The organism is Pseudomonas sp. MPC6 (genome assembly GCF_006094435.1).
Classification (GTDB): domain Bacteria; phylum Pseudomonadota; class Gammaproteobacteria; order Pseudomonadales; family Pseudomonadaceae; genus Aquipseudomonas.
In genome coordinates, this window is sequence record NZ_CP034783.1 from 6,302,394 (window position 1) to 6,321,850 (window position 19,457).

Annotated in this window: 16 protein-coding genes, 6 tRNA genes and 3 rRNA genes; 4 read left to right on the forward strand and 21 right to left on the reverse strand. The window is 55.4% G+C overall.

Going from position 1 to position 19,457, the window contains the following annotated elements; genetic code table 11:
* Nucleotides 1-208: 208 nt before the first annotated feature.
* The 19 genes from rplL to tyrS form a co-directional block, all read right to left on the reverse strand.
* On the reverse strand, nucleotides 209-574 hold the full coding sequence (rplL, locus tag ELQ88_RS31400) for a 50S ribosomal protein L7/L12 (protein WP_128872505.1): 366 nt from the start codon (nucleotides 572-574) through the stop codon (nucleotides 209-211).
* Between the two features lie 80 nt (nucleotides 575-654).
* Nucleotides 655-1,155, reverse strand: coding sequence for a 50S ribosomal protein L10 (gene rplJ, locus ELQ88_RS31405; protein ID WP_008145489.1), 501 nt, complete (start codon nucleotides 1,153-1,155; stop codon nucleotides 655-657).
* A gap of 198 nt (nucleotides 1,156-1,353) precedes the next feature.
* On the reverse strand, nucleotides 1,354-2,049 hold the full coding sequence (gene rplA, locus ELQ88_RS31410; RefSeq protein WP_128872506.1) for a 50S ribosomal protein L1: 696 nt from the start codon (nucleotides 2,047-2,049) through the stop codon (nucleotides 1,354-1,356).
* The gene (gene rplK / locus ELQ88_RS31415) at nucleotides 2,049-2,480 is read right to left on the reverse strand and encodes a 50S ribosomal protein L11 (protein ID WP_128872507.1); all 432 of its coding nucleotides are present in this window, start codon (nucleotides 2,478-2,480) and stop codon (nucleotides 2,049-2,051) included. Before rplK ends, rplA begins: the two co-directional genes overlap by 1 nt.
* 117 nt (nucleotides 2,481-2,597) lie before the next feature.
* On the reverse strand, nucleotides 2,598-3,131 hold the full coding sequence (gene nusG / locus ELQ88_RS31420; protein ID WP_007896622.1) for a transcription termination/antitermination protein NusG: 534 nt from the start codon (nucleotides 3,129-3,131) through the stop codon (nucleotides 2,598-2,600).
* 9 nt (nucleotides 3,132-3,140) lie between these two features.
* The gene (secE, locus tag ELQ88_RS31425; RefSeq protein WP_128872508.1) at nucleotides 3,141-3,509 is read right to left on the reverse strand and encodes a preprotein translocase subunit SecE; all 369 of its coding nucleotides are present in this window, start codon (nucleotides 3,507-3,509) and stop codon (nucleotides 3,141-3,143) included.
* A gap of 45 nt (nucleotides 3,510-3,554) precedes the next feature.
* Nucleotides 3,555-3,630: transfer RNA gene (locus ELQ88_RS31430), tRNA-Trp, on the reverse strand.
* A 169-nt stretch (nucleotides 3,631-3,799) separates the two neighbouring features.
* Nucleotides 3,800-3,875, reverse strand: a tRNA-Thr gene (locus ELQ88_RS31435).
* A gap of 26 nt (nucleotides 3,876-3,901) precedes the next feature.
* Nucleotides 3,902-3,975 (reverse strand) — tRNA-Gly (locus tag ELQ88_RS31440).
* A gap of 24 nt (nucleotides 3,976-3,999) precedes the next feature.
* Nucleotides 4,000-4,084, reverse strand: a tRNA-Tyr gene (locus tag ELQ88_RS31445).
* Nucleotides 4,085-4,226: 142 nt separating this feature from the next.
* Entirely contained in the window at nucleotides 4,227-4,667 is a 441-nt protein-coding gene (locus ELQ88_RS31450; protein WP_128872509.1) for a hypothetical protein, read from the reverse strand.
* A gap of 7 nt (nucleotides 4,668-4,674) precedes the next feature.
* Nucleotides 4,675-5,424 (reverse strand): pantothenate kinase, encoded by a 750-nt coding sequence (locus ELQ88_RS31455; RefSeq protein ID WP_138969240.1) that lies wholly within the window; start codon nucleotides 5,422-5,424, stop codon nucleotides 4,675-4,677.
* Nucleotides 5,414-6,373 (reverse strand): bifunctional biotin--[acetyl-CoA-carboxylase] ligase/biotin operon repressor BirA, encoded by a 960-nt coding sequence (gene birA / locus ELQ88_RS31460; RefSeq protein ID WP_138969241.1) that lies wholly within the window; start codon nucleotides 6,371-6,373, stop codon nucleotides 5,414-5,416. Before birA ends, ELQ88_RS31455 begins: the two co-directional genes overlap by 11 nt.
* 136 nt (nucleotides 6,374-6,509) lie before the next feature.
* Nucleotides 6,510-6,625, reverse strand: a 5S ribosomal RNA gene (gene rrf / locus ELQ88_RS31465).
* A 156-nt stretch (nucleotides 6,626-6,781) separates the two neighbouring features.
* Nucleotides 6,782-9,673: ribosomal RNA gene (locus ELQ88_RS31470) — 23S ribosomal RNA — on the reverse strand.
* Nucleotides 9,674-9,912: 239 nt separating this feature from the next.
* Nucleotides 9,913-9,988: transfer RNA gene (locus tag ELQ88_RS31475), tRNA-Ala, on the reverse strand.
* A 10-nt stretch (nucleotides 9,989-9,998) separates the two neighbouring features.
* Nucleotides 9,999-10,075, reverse strand: a tRNA-Ile gene (locus ELQ88_RS31480).
* 125 nt (nucleotides 10,076-10,200) lie between these two features.
* Nucleotides 10,201-11,737, reverse strand: a 16S ribosomal RNA gene (locus ELQ88_RS31485).
* The 16S, 23S and 5S rRNA genes sit together here with 2 tRNA genes alongside, the layout of an rRNA operon.
* 564 nt (nucleotides 11,738-12,301) lie before the next feature.
* Nucleotides 12,302-13,501: a tyrosine--tRNA ligase gene (gene tyrS, locus ELQ88_RS31495; protein ID WP_138969242.1), complete on the reverse strand. Its 1,200-nt coding sequence runs from the start codon at nucleotides 13,499-13,501 to the stop codon at nucleotides 12,302-12,304.
* A 214-nt stretch (nucleotides 13,502-13,715) separates the two neighbouring features.
* On the opposite strand from tyrS, the gene ELQ88_RS31500 reads away from it, so the two are divergent.
* Both ELQ88_RS31500 and ELQ88_RS31505 read left to right on the forward strand, forming a co-directional pair.
* Nucleotides 13,716-15,155 (forward strand): peptidoglycan DD-metalloendopeptidase family protein, encoded by a 1,440-nt coding sequence (locus ELQ88_RS31500; RefSeq protein ID WP_138969243.1) that lies wholly within the window; start codon nucleotides 13,716-13,718, stop codon nucleotides 15,153-15,155.
* 3 nt (nucleotides 15,156-15,158) lie between these two features.
* Nucleotides 15,159-16,250, forward strand: coding sequence for an anhydro-N-acetylmuramic acid kinase (locus ELQ88_RS31505; RefSeq protein ID WP_138969244.1), 1,092 nt, complete (start codon nucleotides 15,159-15,161; stop codon nucleotides 16,248-16,250).
* A 70-nt stretch (nucleotides 16,251-16,320) separates the two neighbouring features.
* Here ELQ88_RS31505 and erpA read toward each other — a convergent pair whose 3' ends face one another.
* Nucleotides 16,321-16,671: an iron-sulfur cluster insertion protein ErpA gene (gene erpA, locus ELQ88_RS31510; protein ID WP_007947969.1), complete on the reverse strand. Its 351-nt coding sequence runs from the start codon at nucleotides 16,669-16,671 to the stop codon at nucleotides 16,321-16,323.
* A gap of 168 nt (nucleotides 16,672-16,839) precedes the next feature.
* A complete protein-coding gene (gene argC, locus ELQ88_RS31515) occupies nucleotides 16,840-17,874 on the reverse strand; it encodes an N-acetyl-gamma-glutamyl-phosphate reductase (protein ID WP_128873941.1) in 1,035 nt (344 codons plus the stop codon).
* 135 nt (nucleotides 17,875-18,009) lie between these two features.
* Here argC and hemJ point away from each other — a divergent pair, with 135 nt between their 5' ends.
* Complete coding sequence (hemJ, locus tag ELQ88_RS31520) at nucleotides 18,010-18,438, forward strand: protoporphyrinogen oxidase HemJ (protein WP_138969245.1); 429 nt, start codon at nucleotides 18,010-18,012, stop codon at nucleotides 18,436-18,438.
* 30 nt (nucleotides 18,439-18,468) lie between these two features.
* Nucleotides 18,469-19,437, forward strand: coding sequence for a nitronate monooxygenase family protein (locus ELQ88_RS31525; protein WP_138969246.1), 969 nt, complete (start codon nucleotides 18,469-18,471; stop codon nucleotides 19,435-19,437).
* The last annotated feature ends 20 nt before the right edge of the window (nucleotides 19,438-19,457 follow it).

Sequence of the window (19,457 nt, forward strand, 5' to 3'; positions counted from 1 at the left end):
GCTTGGTCACCTGCTTGTTTGGCCCCTCCCGACGGGAGCAGCCAGAAAATCGTGCAAACCCCATGGTTTGCGCCACCGCATCGGGTGGTTACAGCTCGTTACCAGCGCCGACCCAGTCGGCTGCCAATAACGGAAAAAGGCCGGTGGCAAGAGCCACCAGCCATCAGCCTTTCGCTTAACGCTCGGGCTGGAGACGCAAAGTCGATGCTTACTTCAGCTCGACTTTAGCGCCTGCTTCTTCCAGAACAGCTTTGGCTTTTTCAGCAGCGTCTTTCGATACTGCTTCCAGAACCATGCCAGGGCAGCCGTCAACTACAGCCTTGGCTTCTTTCAGGCCCAGACCGGTCAGCTCACGTACAGCCTTGATCACGTTAACTTTCTTCTCGCCAGTCTCAACCAGATTGACGTTGAATTCAGTTTGTTCTTCAACAACGGCAGCAACAGCGGCTGGACCTGCGGAAGCAGCGGCAGCGGAAACGCCGAACTTCTCTTCCATGGCCTTGATCAGCTCAACGATTTCCAGAACGGATTTTTCGCCGATTGCTTCGATGATTTGGTCGTTAGTCAGAGACATGACTATAAATTCCTGTATTGGGGTGACAGCCTACGCGGCCATCGAAATAAACAAAAAACGCTGAAAGGAGTCGCTCAGCCTTAGGCTGCAGCAGCTTCTTTCTGGTCGCGAAGAGCCGCCAGAGTACGAGCCAATTTGCTGGTTGCGCCTTGAATCACGCTCATCAGCTGAGAAATTGCTTCGTCACGGGTCGGCAGGCTTGCCAGTACGTCGATCTGATTAGCTGCGAGGAACTTGCCCTCGAACGCAGCTGCCTTGATCTCGAACTTGTCCTGACCTTTTGCGAACTCTTTGAAAATACGGGCAGCAGCGCCCGGATGATCTTTGGAGAATGCAATCAAGGTCGGGCCGGTGAACACGTCGTTGAGCACGTCATACTGAGTGCCAGCAACGGCGCGCTTGAGCAGGGTGTTACGTACAACACGTACGTAAACGCCAGCTTCACGAGCCTCTTTACGGAGTCCGGTCATAGCGCCTACTGTTACGCCACGGGCATCAGCCACGACAGCGGACAGAGCAACTTGGGCAGCCTTGTTGACTTCAGCGACGATGGCCTTCTTGTCTTCAAGTTTAATTGCCACGGGAAAAACTCCTGCTTGTTACCGTTTCATCCAACCGAAGCCGGATGTCGTTTTGGTGTCTGATTCGGTAAGGAACCGGGAGCACCATCTGCGTAGGCTTGAGGTTTAAGACTTGCGTCGCCTACGGTCTTGGATAGCCCCCGCCAGGCAGGGACCCCAATCTTTCAATTGGCGCAATCGCTTGCGCCAATTTTTGTCTTACGCTTCCAGCGAACCTTGGTCGATGACCAGGCCCGGGCCCATGGTGGTGCTCAGGGTGATGCGCTTGACATAAATGCCTTTCGAGGAAGCCGGCTTGATACGCTTCAGATCAGAGATCAGGGCTTCAACGTTTTCCTTCAGCTTGACGGCATCGAAGCCGACTTTGCCAACGGAGGTGTGGATGATGCCGTTTTTGTCGGTGCGATAACGAACCTGACCAGCCTTGGCGTTTTTAACCGCGGTAGCTACGTCTGGGGTTACGGTGCCGACTTTAGGGTTAGGCATCAGGCCACGTGGACCGAGGATCTGACCCAACTGGCCTACAACGCGCATGGCATCCGGGGATGCGATCACTACGTCATAGTTCAGGTCGCCGCCTTTCATTTCGGCAGCCAGATCGTCCATACCTACACGGTCAGCGCCGGCAGCCAGAGCGGCCTCGGCAGCTGGACCCTGGGTGAACACGGCAACGCGAACGGTCTTGCCAGTGCCGTGTGGCAGCACAGTAGCGCTACGAACGACCTGGTCGGATTTACGCGGGTCAACACCCAGGTTTACAGCAACGTCGAACGACTCGCTGAACTTGACAGTCGACAGCTCAGCCAGCAGGGCGGCAGCGTCTACAAAGTTGTAGGACTTGCCTGCTTCGATTTTGCCGGCGATAGCCTTTTGACGCTTGGTCAGCTTAGCCATTACACACCCTCCACGTTAAGGCCCATGCTACGAGCAGAACCGGCGATAGTACGCACGGCTGCATCCATATCAGCTGCAGTCAGATCCGCGTTTTTGGTTTTCGCGATATCTTCCAGCTGAGCACGGGTCACGGTGCCAACCTTAACGGTGTTCGGACGAGCGGAACCGCTAGTCAGACCGGCCGCCTTCTTCAGCAGAACCGAAGCAGGGGTGGATTTGGTTTCGAACGTGAAGCTACGGTCGCTGTAGACAGTGATGATCACTGGAGTCGGCAGGCCTGGCTCAATACCCTGAGTACGGGCGTTGAAAGCCTTGCAGAATTCCATGATGTTCACGCCGTGCTGACCCAGAGCAGGACCAACAGGTGGGCTTGGGTTAGCCTGAGCGGCCTTCACTTGCAGCTTGATGTAAGCGGTAATTTTCTTGGCCATGAGGCACTCCAATTACGGGTTCAAACGCCTCGAAAGGCTCCCCGGTTACTTGCGCGTTTATCCCAGTGACGACAAAACCCCACAGCCTGAGGCTGCGGGGTTGGGATGCTTGCTCAGCTAGACCTTTTCGACCTGGCTGAACTCAAGCTCTACCGGAGTAGAGCGTCCGAAAATAAGCACTGCCACTTGGATCCGGCTCTTTTCGTAGTTAACTTCTTCAACCGTGCCGGTAAAATCGGCAAACGGCCCGTCGTTGACCCGTACCGACTCGCCCGGCTCGAACAACGTCTTCGGCTTCGGCTTGTCGCTACCGTCAGCAACACGACGCAGAATCGCTTCTGCCTCTTTATCTGTGATCGGTGCAGGCTTATCAGCAGTACCGCCGATGAAACCCATCACCCGAGGCGTATCCTTGACCAAGTGCCAAGTACCCTCGTTCATGTCCATCTGGACCAGCACATAACCTGGGAAGAATTTGCGCTCGCTTTTGCGTTTCTGGCCATTACGCATTTCAACCACTTCTTCAGTGGGAACCAGAATTTCGCCGAAGCCATCTTCCATGCCAGCCAGCTTTACGCGCTCTACCAACGAGCGCATGACATGCTTCTCGTAACCGGAGTAAGCATGCACAACGTACCAACGCTTAGCCACGGGACACCCTTAGCCGACAATCAAGGAAACAAGCCAGCCGAGCAGGGAATCAAGCCCCCACAACAGCAACGCCATAACCAGGACAACAGCCACAACGATCAACGTGGTCTGCGTGGTTTCTTGGCGAGTTGGCCATACGACTTTACGAATCTCGGTGCGAGCTTCCTTCACCAGCACAAAGAAAGACTTGCCCTTGACTGTCTGCAGGCCTACAAAGGCAGCTACAGCAGCAATGACAAGCAAAGCAAGTACACGGTACAGGATCGGCGAAGCAGAGTAATACTGATTGCCAACAACGCCAACAACCACCAAAGCAGCCACTACTAGCCACTTGAGCAGATCGAAGCGAGAGCCTTGAGCTTCAGCTTTAGGAGTCATCTATGAAGATCCTGTGAAAAGAAAGCCAAACCCACCAAGTGAATCTGGCAGGTCAGGAGGGAATCGAACCCCCAACCTACGGTTTTGGAGACCGTCGCTCTGCCAATTGAGCTACTGACCTAGAACAAAATCAGGCCGACCATTATGCCGGCCCGAAAAAGACTTTACAACAATTTACTCAATGACCTTTGCACTCCGCCAGCACCGAGACTCAAACCACCCTCAGGGACAACGAAACACAACCAGACCATTAAAACAAAGGCAGATATTTTCATATCTGCCTTGTTATATGGAGCTCTTGAGCGGATTTGAACCGCTGACCTCACCCTTACCAAGGGTGTGCTCTACCAACTGAGCTACAAGAGCGTAACACTTTGCAGGATCTGCAAACTTGGAGCGGGTAGCGGGAATCGAACCCGCATCATCAGCTTGGAAGGCTGAGGTTCTACCACTAAACTATACCCGCGAGGCTTGCAGCTCTCGCTAAAAATGGTGGAGGGGGAAGGATTCGAACCTTCGAAGTCGTAGACGTCAGATTTACAGTCTGATCCCTTTGGCCGCTCGGGAACCCCTCCTAAGCGAGCCGGCATTCTATACTACGCCGGCCTTCTGTCAAGCATTTTCTCATTAAAAACCTGAGGTTAGCTGCGTTGACCTCGCTTCGCAGCGTTAACCGTTAAAGGTGTTCACTGCGGAGCGGGCGCCATTCTATGCAAACTATTGAGCAGGTGCAACCCCCTCGCATGGCATTATTTTATGTTTTAACTCATTGAATTCTTTGGAAAGGTTTTTCAGCTGCGAATCATCCAGCCAACGCCGGCTTTCGGGTGCCACACGCACCCAGTAACCTGCAGATTCAGCGGAATCCTTCGGCAATGACTGGAATTTGATTTCCATGCCATTCAATCGCCGCTCTACCGCCTGCGCGGCGTCCTGACGTGCAAAACCGCCCAGATACAGGCAACCATCATCCGCCCGGGGCGATTTTTCTTTATCTCGAGCCGCGTCACTCGCCTCACTCAACAGGCGGATATCCTGCTGCGAACCTCGGTACAAGCTCAACGGCGTTACATCTTTCGCACGCAGAGGCGCCTCTTGTTGGTGCCAGATGTAATAGAACACATTGAGAACGAGCAGCAGCAGGAACAACCAACGCATAAAAACCTCAGGACAGGGGACATGCCATAGCCAAGCCTACGAACACCAGGTCTGGAACCACCCTGGCCTCGGGCACGATCCCGGAGACCAGATCTGCATCCCCCCCAGTGAGGAACACAGTAAAATCCTCCCCCCAGTAGCTGCGCGCCATCTCCAGCTGGGTCAGGACAAAACCCCTGAGCATCAGCGAACACCCTCGCTCCACTGCCTCGACGGTGGTGCGACCCGGGACGAGACTTTCCAGGGCGCGCTCAGCGGCGAGATCCCCATAGCGGATTCTACGAGTATGGGTCCGCAACTGATTGCGCATCAGGGGCATTCCCGGGCAGATGAAGCCGCCGAGATGCTCCCCATCGCCGGCAATGAAGTCGGCAGTGACTGCAGTACCGAAATCGAGTACCAGGCAGGCACCCGAGGCCAGGTGAAACCCGCCGAGCATCGCCAGCCAACGATCGAGCCCCAGCCGCTCGAATTCCTCATACCCGTTACGGACACCAGACATTTCGCGAGCCGGCGCGGCACAGACCACCGACACACCGAAAGCTTGCGTGAGCAGCGCAATCAACGCCTGGGTTTCTTCAGGGGTCCTGACACTGACCAACCGGCAAAACTTGAGAGCGATCCCCTTGAGCGCCTCCAAGCTCTCCAGCAAAGCGAGATCCGAATCAACGACACCCTCACCCACCACCCGACGGACATCCGCATGGAGCACCCGCCACTTGATGAAACTGTTTCCGCAGTCGAGCTCAAGAATCATCACGCAACCTCAGGCTGAGCTCACCACCACTAAAGACTTTTTCCAAACCGCCCACCTTCAAGCGCAAGGCACCCTGGTTATCAATACCCAGCACTTCGCCATCTATTTGGTTTACGCCTGCAATCAGCGACACAGCGCGCCCCTGCCAAAGATGATTTTGCTCCCACTCCGACTGGATAGCTGAAAATCCGCCGACCTGATGCTGACTCAAATAGGCCTGGAGCTTCTCCCCCAAGGCGGCAACGAGGTGATTGCGATCAAATACCTTGCCTGACTCAAGCCGCATGGACGTCCACTGCTGATCAACCTCGTCAGTCATCTGCATGTTCACATTAATCCCGACACCCAAGACCACATGGCAGACATCAGCGGGATCCCCCACCAATTCGAGCAATATCCCTGCGATCTTTTTTTGCCCTACCAGCACATCATTCGGCCACTTCAGCCCTGCTGCCGAAATACCCAGCTCTCGCAAGGCCTGCATTACCGCAAGCCCGACGACCAGGCTCAAGCCCTCCAGCTGCCGCATTCCCCCCTCAATACGCAACACCAGGCTGTAATAGATGTTTTCCGCAAAAGGGCTGGCCCATTTTCGCCCGCGCCGCCCTCGCCCGGCAGTCTGCCGCTCGGCAAGCACCAGGAATGGCGCAGCCTGGCCGCGCTCGATGGCGCGCAAGGCTTCGGCGTTGGTGGAGTCGATTGAGTCGAAGACCAGAACGGGCCAGTCGCAGGAAGGGGCCCGCGCGCTGATGCCGAGAGGATCAAGCAGCGTCAAGGGTGCAGCCAGCTGATACCCGCGCCCGCGTACCTTGTGAATGGACAAGCCAAGCTCAGCTTCCAAATGCTGAAGCTGCTTCCATACCGCGCTACGACTGATACCCAAGGCAATGCCCAGGGCCTGGCCGGAATGAAACCGACCATCTTTAAGAAGCTCTAACAACGTCAGCATGCAAGTCTCGCCTCACAATGAGGTCCGCATGATAGCCATGCACCGAGCCGTTGCATAGAAACCCTGGGGGTCGGATTTCCTGCGAACAAAAACAAAACCCCTACCTGCATACGCAGATAGGGGTTTCGGAATTCAATCTTGACGATGACCTACTCTCACATGGGGAAACCCCACACTACCATCGGCGATGCATCGTTTCACTGCTGAGTTCGGGATGGGATCAGGTGGTTCCAATGCTCTATGGTCGTCAAGAAATTCGGGTACTGAGTCGTAGCCAGTCGGCTTCGCTTCAGCAAATCGGGTATGTGATAGCTTTCGGTGTTTAGTGAGATTCGAACTTTCGGTTCATTTCGTCTTCACACACCGCAATCTGGCCTCTTTCGAGTTCACAAATTGCTTGGGTGTTATATGGTCAAGCCTCACGGGCAATTAGTATTGGTTAGCTCAACGCCTCACAGCGCTTACACACCCAACCTATCAACGTCGTAGTCTTCGACGGCCCTTCAGGGGACTCAAGGTCCCAGTGAGATCTCATCTTGAGGCTAGTTTCCCGCTTAGATGCTTTCAGCGGTTATCTATTCCGAACATAGCTACCCGGCAATGCCACTGGCGTGACAACCGGAACACCAGAGGTTCGTCCACTCCGGTCCTCTCGTACTAGGAGCAGCCCCTCTCAAATCTCAAACGTCCACGGCAGATAGGGACCGAACTGTCTCACGACGTTCTAAACCCAGCTCGCGTACCACTTTAAATGGCGAACAGCCATACCCTTGGGACCGGCTTCAGCCCCAGGATGTGATGAGCCGACATCGAGGTGCCAAACACCGCCGTCGATATGAACTCTTGGGCGGTATCAGCCTGTTATCCCCGGAGTACCTTTTATCCGTTGAGCGATGGCCCTTCCATACAGAACCACCGGATCACTAAGACCTACTTTCGTACCTGCTCGACGTGTCTGTCTCGCAGTCAAGCGCGCTTTTGCCTTTATACTCTACGACCGATTTCCGACCGGTCTGAGCGCACCTTCGTACTCCTCCGTTACTCTTTAGGAGGAGACCGCCCCAGTCAAACTACCCACCATACACTGTCCTCGATCCGGATAACGGACCTGAGTTAGAACCTCAAAGTTGCCAGGGTGGTATTTCAAGGTTGGCTCCACGCGAACTGGCGTCCACGCTTCAAAGCCTCCCACCTATCCTACACAAGCAAATTCAAAGTCCAGTGCAAAGCTATAGTAAAGGTTCACGGGGTCTTTCCGTCTAGCCGCGGATACACTGCATCTTCACAGCGATTTCAATTTCACTGAGTCTCGGGTGGAGACAGCGCCGCCATCGTTACGCCATTCGTGCAGGTCGGAACTTACCCGACAAGGAATTTCGCTACCTTAGGACCGTTATAGTTACGGCCGCCGTTTACCGGGGCTTCGATCAAGAGCTTCGCGTTAGCTAACCCCATCAATTAACCTTCCGGCACCGGGCAGGCGTCACACCCTATACGTCCACTTTCGTGTTTGCAGAGTGCTGTGTTTTTAATAAACAGTCGCAGCGGCCTGGTATCTTCGACCGGCATGGGCTTACGCAGTAAATGCTTCACCCTCACCGGCGCACCTTCTCCCGAAGTTACGGTGCCATTTTGCCTAGTTCCTTCACCCGAGTTCTCTCAAGCGCCTTGGTATTCTCTACCCAACCACCTGTGTCGGTTTGGGGTACGGTTCCTGGTTACCTGAAGCTTAGAAGCTTTTCTTGGAAGCATGGCATCAACCACTTCGTGTTCTAAAAGAACACTCGTCATCAGCTCTCGGCCTTAGAATCCCGGATTTACCTAAGATTCCAGCCTACCACCTTAAACTTGGACAACCAACGCCAAGCTGGCCTAGCCTTCTCCGTCCCTCCATCGCAATAACCAGAAGTACAGGAATATTAACCTGTTTTCCATCGACTACGCTTTTCAGCCTCGCCTTAGGGACCGACTAACCCTGCGTCGATTAACGTTGCGCAGGAAACCTTGGTCTTTCGGCGTGGGTGTTTTTCACACCCATTGTCGTTACTCATGTCAGCATTCGCACTTCTGATACCTCCAGCAAGCTTCTCAACTCACCTTCACAGGCTTACAGAACGCTCCTCTACCGCATCACCTAAGTGATACCCGTAGCTTCGGTGTATGGTTTGAGCCCCGTTACATCTTCCGCGCAGGCCGACTCGACTAGTGAGCTATTACGCTTTCTTTAAAGGGTGGCTGCTTCTAAGCCAACCTCCTAGCTGTCTAAGCCTTCCCACATCGTTTCCCACTTAACCATAACTTTGGGACCTTAGCTGACGGTCTGGGTTGTTTCCCTTTTCACGACGGACGTTAGCACCCGCCGTGTGTCTCCCATGCTCGGCACTTGTAGGTATTCGGAGTTTGCATCGGTTTGGTAAGTCGGGATGACCCCCTAGCCGAAACAGTGCTCTACCCCCTACAGTGATACATGAGGCGCTACCTAAATAGCTTTCGAGGAGAACCAGCTATCTCCGAGCTTGATTAGCCTTTCACTCCGATCCACAGGTCATCCGCTAACTTTTCAACGGTAGTCGGTTCGGTCCTCCAGTTAGTGTTACCCAACCTTCAACCTGCCCATGGATAGATCGCCCGGTTTCGGGTCTATTCCCAGCGACTAGACGCCCTATTAAGACTCGCTTTCGCTACGCCTCCCCTATTCGGTTAAGCTCGCCACTGAAAATAAGTCGCTGACCCATTATACAAAAGGTACGCAGTCACCCAACAAAGTGGGCTCCCACTGCTTGTACGCATACGGTTTCAGGATCTATTTCACTCCCCTCTCCGGGGTTCTTTTCGCCTTTCCCTCACGGTACTAGTTCACTATCGGTCAGTCAGTAGTATTTAGCCTTGGAGGATGGTCCCCCCATATTCAGACAAAGTTTCTCGTGCTCCGTCCTACTCGATTTCATGACTAAGAGATTTTCGCGTACAGGGCTATCACCCACTATGGCCGCACTTTCCAGAGCGTTCCGCTAATCTCAAAGCCACTTAAGGGCTAGTCCCCGTTCGCTCGCCACTACTAAGGGAATCTCGGTTGATTTCTTTTCCTCAGGGTACTTAGATGTTTCAGTTCCCCTGGTTCGCTTCTTAAGCCTATGTATTCAGCTTAAGATACCTAACTTATGTTAGGTGGGTTCCCCCATTCAGACATCTCCGGATCAAAGTCTGTTTGCCGACTCCCCGAAGCTTTTCGCAGGCTACCACGTCTTTCATCGCCTCTGACTGCCAAGGCATCCACCGTATGCGCTTCTTCACTTGACCATATAACCCCAAGCAATCTGGTTATACTGTGAAGACGACATTCGCCGAAAATTCGATAATACTCAATTAAGAGCAACTCACAAATTTTACCTTAGCCTGATCCAACACCAGTGAAAGTGTTGTTCAGTCTATCTTTCTATCACATACCCAAATTTTTAAAGAACGATCTAATCAAAGACTAGAAATCAATATTCACAACGGAATACTCATTTCTAAACTCTAACGTCAGAAGCAGTAAATGGTGGAGCCAAACGGGATCGAACCGTTGACCTCCTGCGTGCAAGGCAGGCGCTCTCCCAGCTGAGCTATGGCCCCATAACAAAATTGGTGGGTCTGGGCAGATTCGAACTGCCGACCTCACCCTTATCAGGGGTGCGCTCTAACCAACTGAGCTACAGACCCAATTTTGATGCTTAGCGCAATCAAACTTGAAGCGTGTAGCTTAAAGCTTGAAGCTGCTTCTATCGTCTTCTTCAATGAATCAAGCAATTCGTGTGGGAGCTTATGGAGCAGCTGATGTCGTCGATTAAGGAGGTGATCCAGCCGCAGGTTCCCCTACGGCTACCTTGTTACGACTTCACCCCAGTCATGAATCACACCGTGGTAACCGTCCTCCCGAAGGTTAGACTAGCTACTTCTGGTGCAACCCACTCCCATGGTGTGACGGGCGGTGTGTACAAGGCCCGGGAACGTATTCACCGCGACATTCTGATTCGCGATTACTAGCGATTCCGACTTCACGCAGTCGAGTTGCAGACTGCGATCCGGACTACGATCGGTTTTCTGGGATTAGCTCCACCTCGCGGCTTGGCAACCCTCTGTACCGACCATTGTAGCACGTGTGTAGCCCAGGCCGTAAGGGCCATGATGACTTGACGTCATCCCCACCTTCCTCCGGTTTGTCACCGGCAGTCTCCTTAGAGTGCCCACCATTACGTGCTGGTAACTAAGGACAAGGGTTGCGCTCGTTACGGGACTTAACCCAACATCTCACGACACGAGCTGACGACAGCCATGCAGCACCTGTCTCAATGTTCCCGAAGGCACCAATCCATCTCTGGAAAGTTCATTGGATGTCAAGGCCTGGTAAGGTTCTTCGCGTTGCTTCGAATTAAACCACATGCTCCACCGCTTGTGCGGGCCCCCGTCAATTCATTTGAGTTTTAACCTTGCGGCCGTACTCCCCAGGCGGTCAACTTAATGCGTTAGCTGCGCCACTAAGAGCTCAAGGCTCCCAACGGCTAGTTGACATCGTTTACGGCGTGGACTACCAGGGTATCTAATCCTGTTTGCTCCCCACGCTTTCGCACCTCAGTGTCAGTATCAGTCCAGGTGGTCGCCTTCGCCACTGGTGTTCCTTCCTATATCTACGCATTTCACCGCTACACAGGAAATTCCACCACCCTCTACCATACTCTAGCTTGTCAGTTTTGAATGCAGTTCCCAGGTTGAGCCCGGGGATTTCACATCCAACTTAACAAACCACCTACGCGCGCTTTACGCCCAGTAATTCCGATTAACGCTTGCACCCTCTGTATTACCGCGGCTGCTGGCACAGAGTTAGCCGGTGCTTATTCTGTCGGTAACGTCAAGACACCAACGTATTAGGTTAATGCCCTTCCTCCCAACTTAAAGTGCTTTACAATCCGAAGACCTTCTTCACACACGCGGCATGGCTGGATCAGGCTTTCGCCCATTGTCCAATATTCCCCACTGCTGCCTCCCGTAGGAGTCTGGACCGTGTCTCAGTTCCAGTGTGACTGATCATCCTCTCAGACCAGTTACGGATCGTCGCCTTGGTGAGCCATTACCTCACCAACTAGCTAATCCGACCTAGGCTCATCTGATAGCGCAAGGCCCGAAGGTCCCCTGCTTTCTCCCGTAGGACGTATGCGGTATTAGCGTCCGTTTCCGAGCGTTATCCCCCACTACCAGGCAGATTCCTAGGCATTACTCACCCGTCCGCCGCTCTCAAGAGAAGCAAGCTTCTCTCTACCGCTCGACTTGCATGTGTTAGGCCTGCCGCCAGCGTTCAATCTGAGCCATGATCAAACTCTTCAGTTCAAACATCTTTGGGTTTTTAAGAAACCCTAAACTTGGCTCAGCAATCGTTGGTTACATCTTTGATTTCTCGCGGAGTAACTTGTGATGCTGATAATCTTGTTGACTATCAGTCTGACTCCACAAGCACCCACACGAATTGCTTGATTCAGTTGTTAAAGAGCGGTTGGTTAAGATCTTTCGTCTCAACCGAGGCGCGCATTCTACGCTTTCCTCTGCTGCTGTCAAGCGGTTATTTTCAGAAGTTTTCAAAGTTTCGCTTGGAAATCTTTAACAACTTCAACCACTTGGCGCTTCCGATCTCTCGTCAGCGGGAGGCGAATTCTACAGCGTTAGTCGCTGCTGTCAACACCTCTTTTTCTCCGCTTTCGACCGAGAAGATCGAACCGTTAACAGAGCCAAACAACACTGCCCTATCAACTCCTTCTGGGCTTCGATGAACTGAAGTAACTCGCTGCCGAAAACTGCGTAACTCTTTGTTTACCAAGGAGTTTTCCGTTTCGACTGCGCCGGAAGTGGGGCGAATTATAGACTTACAGAATCTGCCGTCAAGCCTTAAATTACGCTTTATTCGGATTTAAGCGTAATACGCGCAAACGCCTTCTTCCCGGCCTGGCAAACATGCGTCGCGCCCAGTGCATATATAAAGGTGCGATCGACCACCTCTCCATCTATACGCACGCCACCGGAACCGAGCAGGTCTCGCGCCACGGCAGAGTTCTTCACCAGGCCTGCCTTATTAAGGACGGCAGCGATCGGCATATCTTCAGTCGCAGTCAATTCGATTTCCGGCAAATCATCCGGCAGCTCGCCGTCCTTCATGCGATTGCCCGCCCCACGGTGAGCATTGGCCGCAGCTTCCTCGCCATGGAAACGCGCAACAATTTCTTCAGCCAGTTTGATCTTGATGTCTCGCGGATTGGCACCCGCCTCGACATCCGCGCGCAATGCGTTGATCTCATCCATGGAGCGGAAGCTGAGCAATTCGAAATAGCGCCACATCAGCACATCAGGGATGGACACCAGCTTGCTGTACATGACGCCCGGCGCTTCCTGAATACCGACGTAGTTGCCCAAGGACTTGGACATTTTCTTCACACCATCCAGACCTTCGAGCAACGGCATGGTCAGAATGCACTGGGGCTCCTGACCATAACCACGCTGCAGCTCACGCCCCATCAACAGGTTGAACTTCTGGTCGGTTCCGCCAAGCTCGACGTCAGCGCGCAATGCGACAGAGTCGTACCCCTGCACCAGCGGATAGAGGAACTCATGAATGGCAATCGGCTGATTGGTCGTATAGCGCTTGTCGAAGTCGTCGCGCTCGAGCATGCGCGCAACGGTGTACTGCGAAGTCAGGCGGATGAAGTCGGCCGGCCCCATCTGATCCATCCAGGTTGAGTTGAACGCCACCTCTGTCCTGGCCGGATCAAGAATCTTGAATACCTGCGTCTTGTAGGTCTCGGCATTTTCGAGAACCTGCTCGCGGGTGAGCGGAGGACGCGTCGCGCTCTTGCCGCTCGGATCGCCGATCATCCCGGTGAAGTCACCTATAAGGAAGATTACCTGGTGACCCAGGTCCTGGAACTGGCGCAGCTTATTAATAAGCACGGTGTGACCCAGGTGCAAATCCGGCGCGGTCGGATCGAAGCCCGCCTTAATACGCAGCGGCTGGCCACGCTTGAGCTTTTCGACCAGCTCGGCCTCGACCAACAATTCTTCCGCACCACGTTTGATCAGCGCTAGCTGCTCTTCAACCGACTTCATAACAGACCCGCAAGGCTCGAATTCAAAGGGGACCAACCATACAAGATCGCGCGTCAAATACAAAGTTTTGCCCGGCGCACGGACGCCAATCCACCGACAGAGCGTCCGCGGACTTGCTTCAGAGATGATTTGGTTATATTTTATACAGTTATTTCATGTTCATCATGTCATTCATCTTTTCCCAATTCATCTTTTTCAAAGTCAAACATTACCTATGACCAAAAAACCGTCTAAAGCGCCGCCGCTTTACCCGAAGACCCACCTGCTCGCAGCGAGTGGCATCGCCGCGCTCCTGAGCCTGGCGCTTCTGGTATTCCCTTCCAGCGATGTTGAAGCCAAAAGAACGACCCTGAGTCTTGAACTGGAAAGCCCTGCTGAACAACTGACACAAGATCAAGACGCTGCCGAAGCCGTCCAGGCCACAAACGAGCCACAAGAGTCCCCTTTCGCGCAGATCGAAAACAGCACCGAAGAGACCGCGCAAACCGCTGAGTCCGCGTCGGAACCTGCACCTGCAGCAGCACCTGTGCCTGCCATCGAAGAAAAGAAAGCTCCCAGCCACAGGGAAGTGGTCGTCGCCAAAGGCGACACGCTCTCTACGCTGTTCGAGAAAGTCGGCCTACCCGCCACTGCGGTGTATGAAGTAATGGCCAGCGGCAAACAAGCCAAGCTGTTCAGCCAGCTCAAGCGCGGCCAGAAGCTCGAGTTCGAACTCAACCCGGAAGGCCAACTGGTCAACCTGCACAGCAAGGTCAGCGATCTTGAAACCATCAGCCTGACCAGGAATGACAAGGGCTATGCCTTCAACCGCATTACCGCCAAACCGACCGTACGCTCTGCCTACGCTCACGGCGTGATCAACAGTTCGCTGTCGCAGTCTGCCGCTCGCGCCGGCCTGTCCCACAGAATGACCATGGACATGGCCAGCGTGTTTGGCTATGACATCGACTTTGCCCAGGACATTCGCCCGGGCGACCAGTTCGACGTGATCTACGAGCAGAAAGTTGTCAATGGCAAAGCCGTCGGCACTGGTCCGATCCTTTCCGCGCGCTTCGTCAACCGCGGCAAGACCTACACTGCGGTGCGTTACACCAACAAACAAGGCAACAGCAGCTACTACACCGCAGATGGCAACAGCATGCGCAAGGCGTTCATCCGGACGCCAGTGGACTTCGCCCGCATCAGCTCGAAATTCTCCATGGGCCGCAAGCACCCGATCCTGAACAAGATCCGCGCGCATAAAGGTGTCGACTATGCCGCACCACGTGGCACCCCGATCAAAGCGGCCGGCGACGGCAAAGTCCTGCTGGCCGGTCGCCGCGGCGGCTACGGCAATACCGTGATCATCCAGCACGGAAATACCTACCGCACGCTTTACGGCCACATGCAAGGTTTCGCCAAGGGCGTCAAGACCGGTGGCAGCGTCAAGCAGGGCCAGGTGATTGGCTATATCGGTACCACCGGACTTTCCACCGGCCCGCACTTGCACTATGAGTTCCAGGTCAATGGCGTACACGTCGACCCGCTGGGCCAGAAGGTGGCGATGGCCGATCCGATCTCCAAGGCCGAACGCGCACGCTTCCTCGCGCAGAGCCAGCCATTGATGGCGCGCATGGACCAGGAGAAAGCCACCATGCTGGCTTCGAAGCGCTAAGTCATGACGCTCTATATAGGTGTGATGTCCGGGACCAGCCTTGACGGACTGGACATTGCGCTGATCGAGCAAACCCCGGCGATCAGTCTGATCGCCACGCACTACATCCCGATGCCTGACTCCCTGCGCGCCGAGCTGCTTGGCTTGTGCGCCAGTGGCCCGGACGAGATCGCCCGCTCCGCCATCGCCCAGCAGAACTGGGTGAAGCTGGCCGCTCAGGGTATTCATGCCCTCCTTGATCAACAACACCTGAAACCTGCAGACATTCGCGCGATTGGCAGCCACGGCCAGACCATTCGCCATGAACCGTCGCGCGGGTTCACGGTACAGATCGGCAACCCTGCCCTGCTGACCGAGCTGACCGGCATCACCGTCGTCAGCGACTTCCGCAGCCGCGACGTCGCGGCTGGCGGCCAGGGCGCACCCTTGGTTCCGGCCTTTCACGAGGCCTTGTTTGAAGAACAGGCAGGAAACCGCGCGGTATTGAACGTCGGCGGCTTCAGCAATCTCAGCCTGATCGAACCTGGCAAACCTGTAGCCGGTTTCGACTGTGGTCCCGGGAATGTGCTGCTGGATGCCTGGATTCACCAGCAACGCGGCGACCATTTTGATCGTGACGGCCAATGGGCCGCCAGCGGCAAGGTCGAACCCGTCCTGCTGAAGGCATTGCTCAGCGATCCGTTTTTTGTGACCAAGGGTCCGAAAAGCACCGGTCGCGAGGTATTCAATCTGCCATGGCTGACCGGGCACTTGTCACAGCTACCCGCTTTCGCCGCCGAAGACGTGCAGGCAACTCTGCTTGAACTGACCGCACTGACCATCGTCGAGTCATTGCAAAGTGCTCAATCAGATACCCGGCAATTGCTGGTTTGCGGCGGTGGTGCGCACAACGCCACGTTGATGGACCGCCTGGCCAGCCTGCTGCCCACGGCTAAAGTCAGCAGCACCGCGGCTTGCGGTGTCGACCCGGACTGGGTTGAAGCCATGGCCTTTGCCTGGCTGGCCCACTGCTGCCTGGAAGGCATCGCAGCCAATCGCCCCAGCGTCACCGGCGCGCGAGGCCTGCGTGTACTGGGCGCCATCTACCCCGCCTGAATCCAAACTCCGGACAGCAAAACGCCGCAGGGCTCTGAGGCCATGCGGCGCCTTGTGAAGCTCTACGCCATCAGATCGAGAACGAAGAGCCGCAACCACAGGTGGTGGAGGCGTTCGGGTTCTTGATGACGAAACGCGAACCTTCCAGACCTTCCTGATAATCCACCTCGGCACCTGCCAGGTACTGGAAGCTCATCGGATCGACGACCAGACTCACACCCTCGCGCTCGACGATGGTGTCGTCATCGGCCACTTCTTCATCGAAGGTGAAGCCGTACTGAAAACCTGAACAACCGCCGCCCGTAACGAATACGCGCAGCTTCAAGCGATCATTCCCCTCTTCATCGACCAGGCTCTTCACCTTGTGCGCGGCACCGTGGGTGAATTGCAAAGCCGTGGGGGTGAAGGATTCGACGCTCATGCTGACTATCTCCCGGCGTTACGCCGCCATAATGCGTGATGGCGTGCATTATCCGCTTCTCCTAGAAAATCGGTCAACTATTGTTACGGTATATCAATCAAACCCATCGTCCATCCGGAATGCAAAAAGGCCCGTCAGACGGGCCTTTTTGTCGAGCGCAATCCAGACTTACGGCAGCATGCCCGCGTGGGACAGGCCCAGGCGCTCATCCAGTCCGAACAGAATGTTCAGGTTCTGCACCGCCTGACCCGACGCGCCTTTGACCAGATTATCGATCACCGACAACACCACCACCAGATCACCGTCCTGCGGCCGATGCACGGCGATCCGGCACACATTGGCACCGCGCACGCTGCGGGTTTCCGGATGACTGCCAGCAGGCATGACATCGACGAACGGTTCGTTGGCATAACGCTTTTCAAACAGCGCCTGCAAATCCACCGAGCGATCCACGACAGTGGCGTAGAGCGTGGAGTGAATGCCGCGAATCATTGGCGTCAAGTGCGGGACGAAAGTCAGACCGACGTCCTTGCCCGCTGCACGCCGCAGACCCTGGCGGATTTCCGGCAAGTGACGGTGTCCCTTGACCGCGTAGGCCTTCATGCTTTCCGATGTTTCGGCATACAGCGAACCTACGGAGGCACCACGGCCGGCACCGCTGACACCGGATTTGCAGTCTGCGATCAAGCGAGTGGTATCGGCCAGACCGGCTTCGAGCAACGGCAGGAAACCCAATTGCGTGGCCGTCGGGTAGCACCCGGGTACGGCGATCAGGCGAGCCTGCCTGATCTGCTCGCGATTGACTTCCGGCAAGCCATAGACCGCCTCTTCCAGCAATTGCGGCGCACCGTGCGGCTGACCGTACCACTTGGCCCATTCCTCGGCGTCTTGCAGACGGAAGTCGGCCGACAGGTCGATGACCTTGGTCCCGGCCGCGAGCAAATCACCGGCCAAGGCATGGGCTACACCGTGAGGCGTTGCGAAGAACACCACGTCGCAGGCGCCCAGGGTCTTGATGTCCGGAACGCTGAACGCCAGGCCATCGTAATGACCGCGCAGGTTCGGGTACATATCAGCCACGGCCAGACCGGCCTCGGATCGGGAAGTGATCACTGCCACTTCAGCTTGCGGATGCTGCGCCAACAGACGCAGCAGTTCGACACCGGTGTAACCCGTGCCGCCGACGATACCGACCTTGACCATAAACCTGCCCTCAACGAACTCACTGGAAAGCCGTCGATCATAGGGCCCGTATCGTTCTGCGACAACCGCCAAGGTGACGTGCGGAGCCTCAAGCCTCTACTATCGCGTTTACCGTGAACCTGGGAATAACTGAAAATGCTTTATCTATGGCTCAAAGCGCTGCACATCGTCAGCATGGTCTGCTGGTTTGCCGGCCTGTTCTACCTGCCGCGCCTGTTCGTCTATCACGCGCAAAGCGAAGACACCGTCAGCAAGGAACGCTTCAGCATCATGGAGCGCAAGCTGTACCGCGGCATCATGGGACCGGCGATGATCGCCACGCTGATTTTCGGCATCGCACTGATCGCCCTGAACCCCGGCATATTCAGTCAGGGCGCCTGGATTCACGCGAAGTTGACGCTGGTGGTGATCCTGATCGGCTACCACCACATGTGCGGCGCCCAGGTGAAACGTTTTGCCCGTGGCGAAAACACCCGCAGCCATGTCTTTTATCGCTGGTTCAATGAAGTGCCGGTTCTGATATTGCTGGCTATCGTAATTCTGGTCGTCGTTCGGCCGTTCTGATTTCAAGCACAACTCACCGGGGTACTTCCAATGTCGCTGCCCGCTTTGCTCGAACAACGTTTGCGCCTGCCCGTGGTGGCGGCGCCAATGTTCCTGATTTCCAACCCGCAACTGGTGCTCGCCTGCTGTCGAAATGGTGTAGTGGGCAGCTTTCCAGCGCTGAATCAACGCGAGAGCAGTGGCTTCAAGGCCTGGCTGGAAGAGATCGAAGCAGGGCTGGCGACACTGGACAACCCTGCGCCTTACGCCGTGAACCTGATCGTCCACAACAGTAACCCGCGCCTGCAAGCGGACCTGGAGATCTGTATCGAGCACAAAGTGCCGATCGTGATTACCAGCCTGGGGGCCGTGAAGGAACTGGTCGATGCCGTCCACGGCTATGGCGGCCTGGTGTTTCACGACGTGACGACCCGTCGCCATGCCGAGAAAGCCGCCGAGGCCGGGGTAGATGGCTTGATCGCCGTGGCGGCGGGTGCCGGTGGACACGCCGGCACCTGGAGCCCGTTTTCGCTGATTGCCGAAATCCGCCAGTTCTTCGACAAAACCCTGCTGCTGGCCGGTTGCCTGAACCACGGACACGAAATTCTTGCCGCGCAATTGCTCGGCGCGGACCTCGCCTACTTCGGCACGCGATTCATCGGCACTACCGAAAGTCATGCACCTGACGCCTACAAGCAGATGTTGCTGACGTCCAGAGCCGCGGACATCGTCCATACTCCAGCCGTGTCGGGCGTACCGGCGAGCTTCATGCGCCAAAGCCTGGAGGCCGCCGGTTTCGACATGGCGGCATTGCAAGGCAAGGGTGAGGTCAACTTCGGCGCCAAGCTCAAGCCGTTGAGCGATGAAGCCAAGGCCTGGAAAACCGTATGGTCCGCGGGCCAGGGCGTCGGCGAAATCGATGACCTGCCGAGTGTCGATCAATTGGTTGCACGCCTGGACGATGAATACCGCCAGGCCCTGGAACAGGCGGCACAGCTGCGTGATCGCTGGCCGCGCTGACAGGACAACTCGGCCAGTTG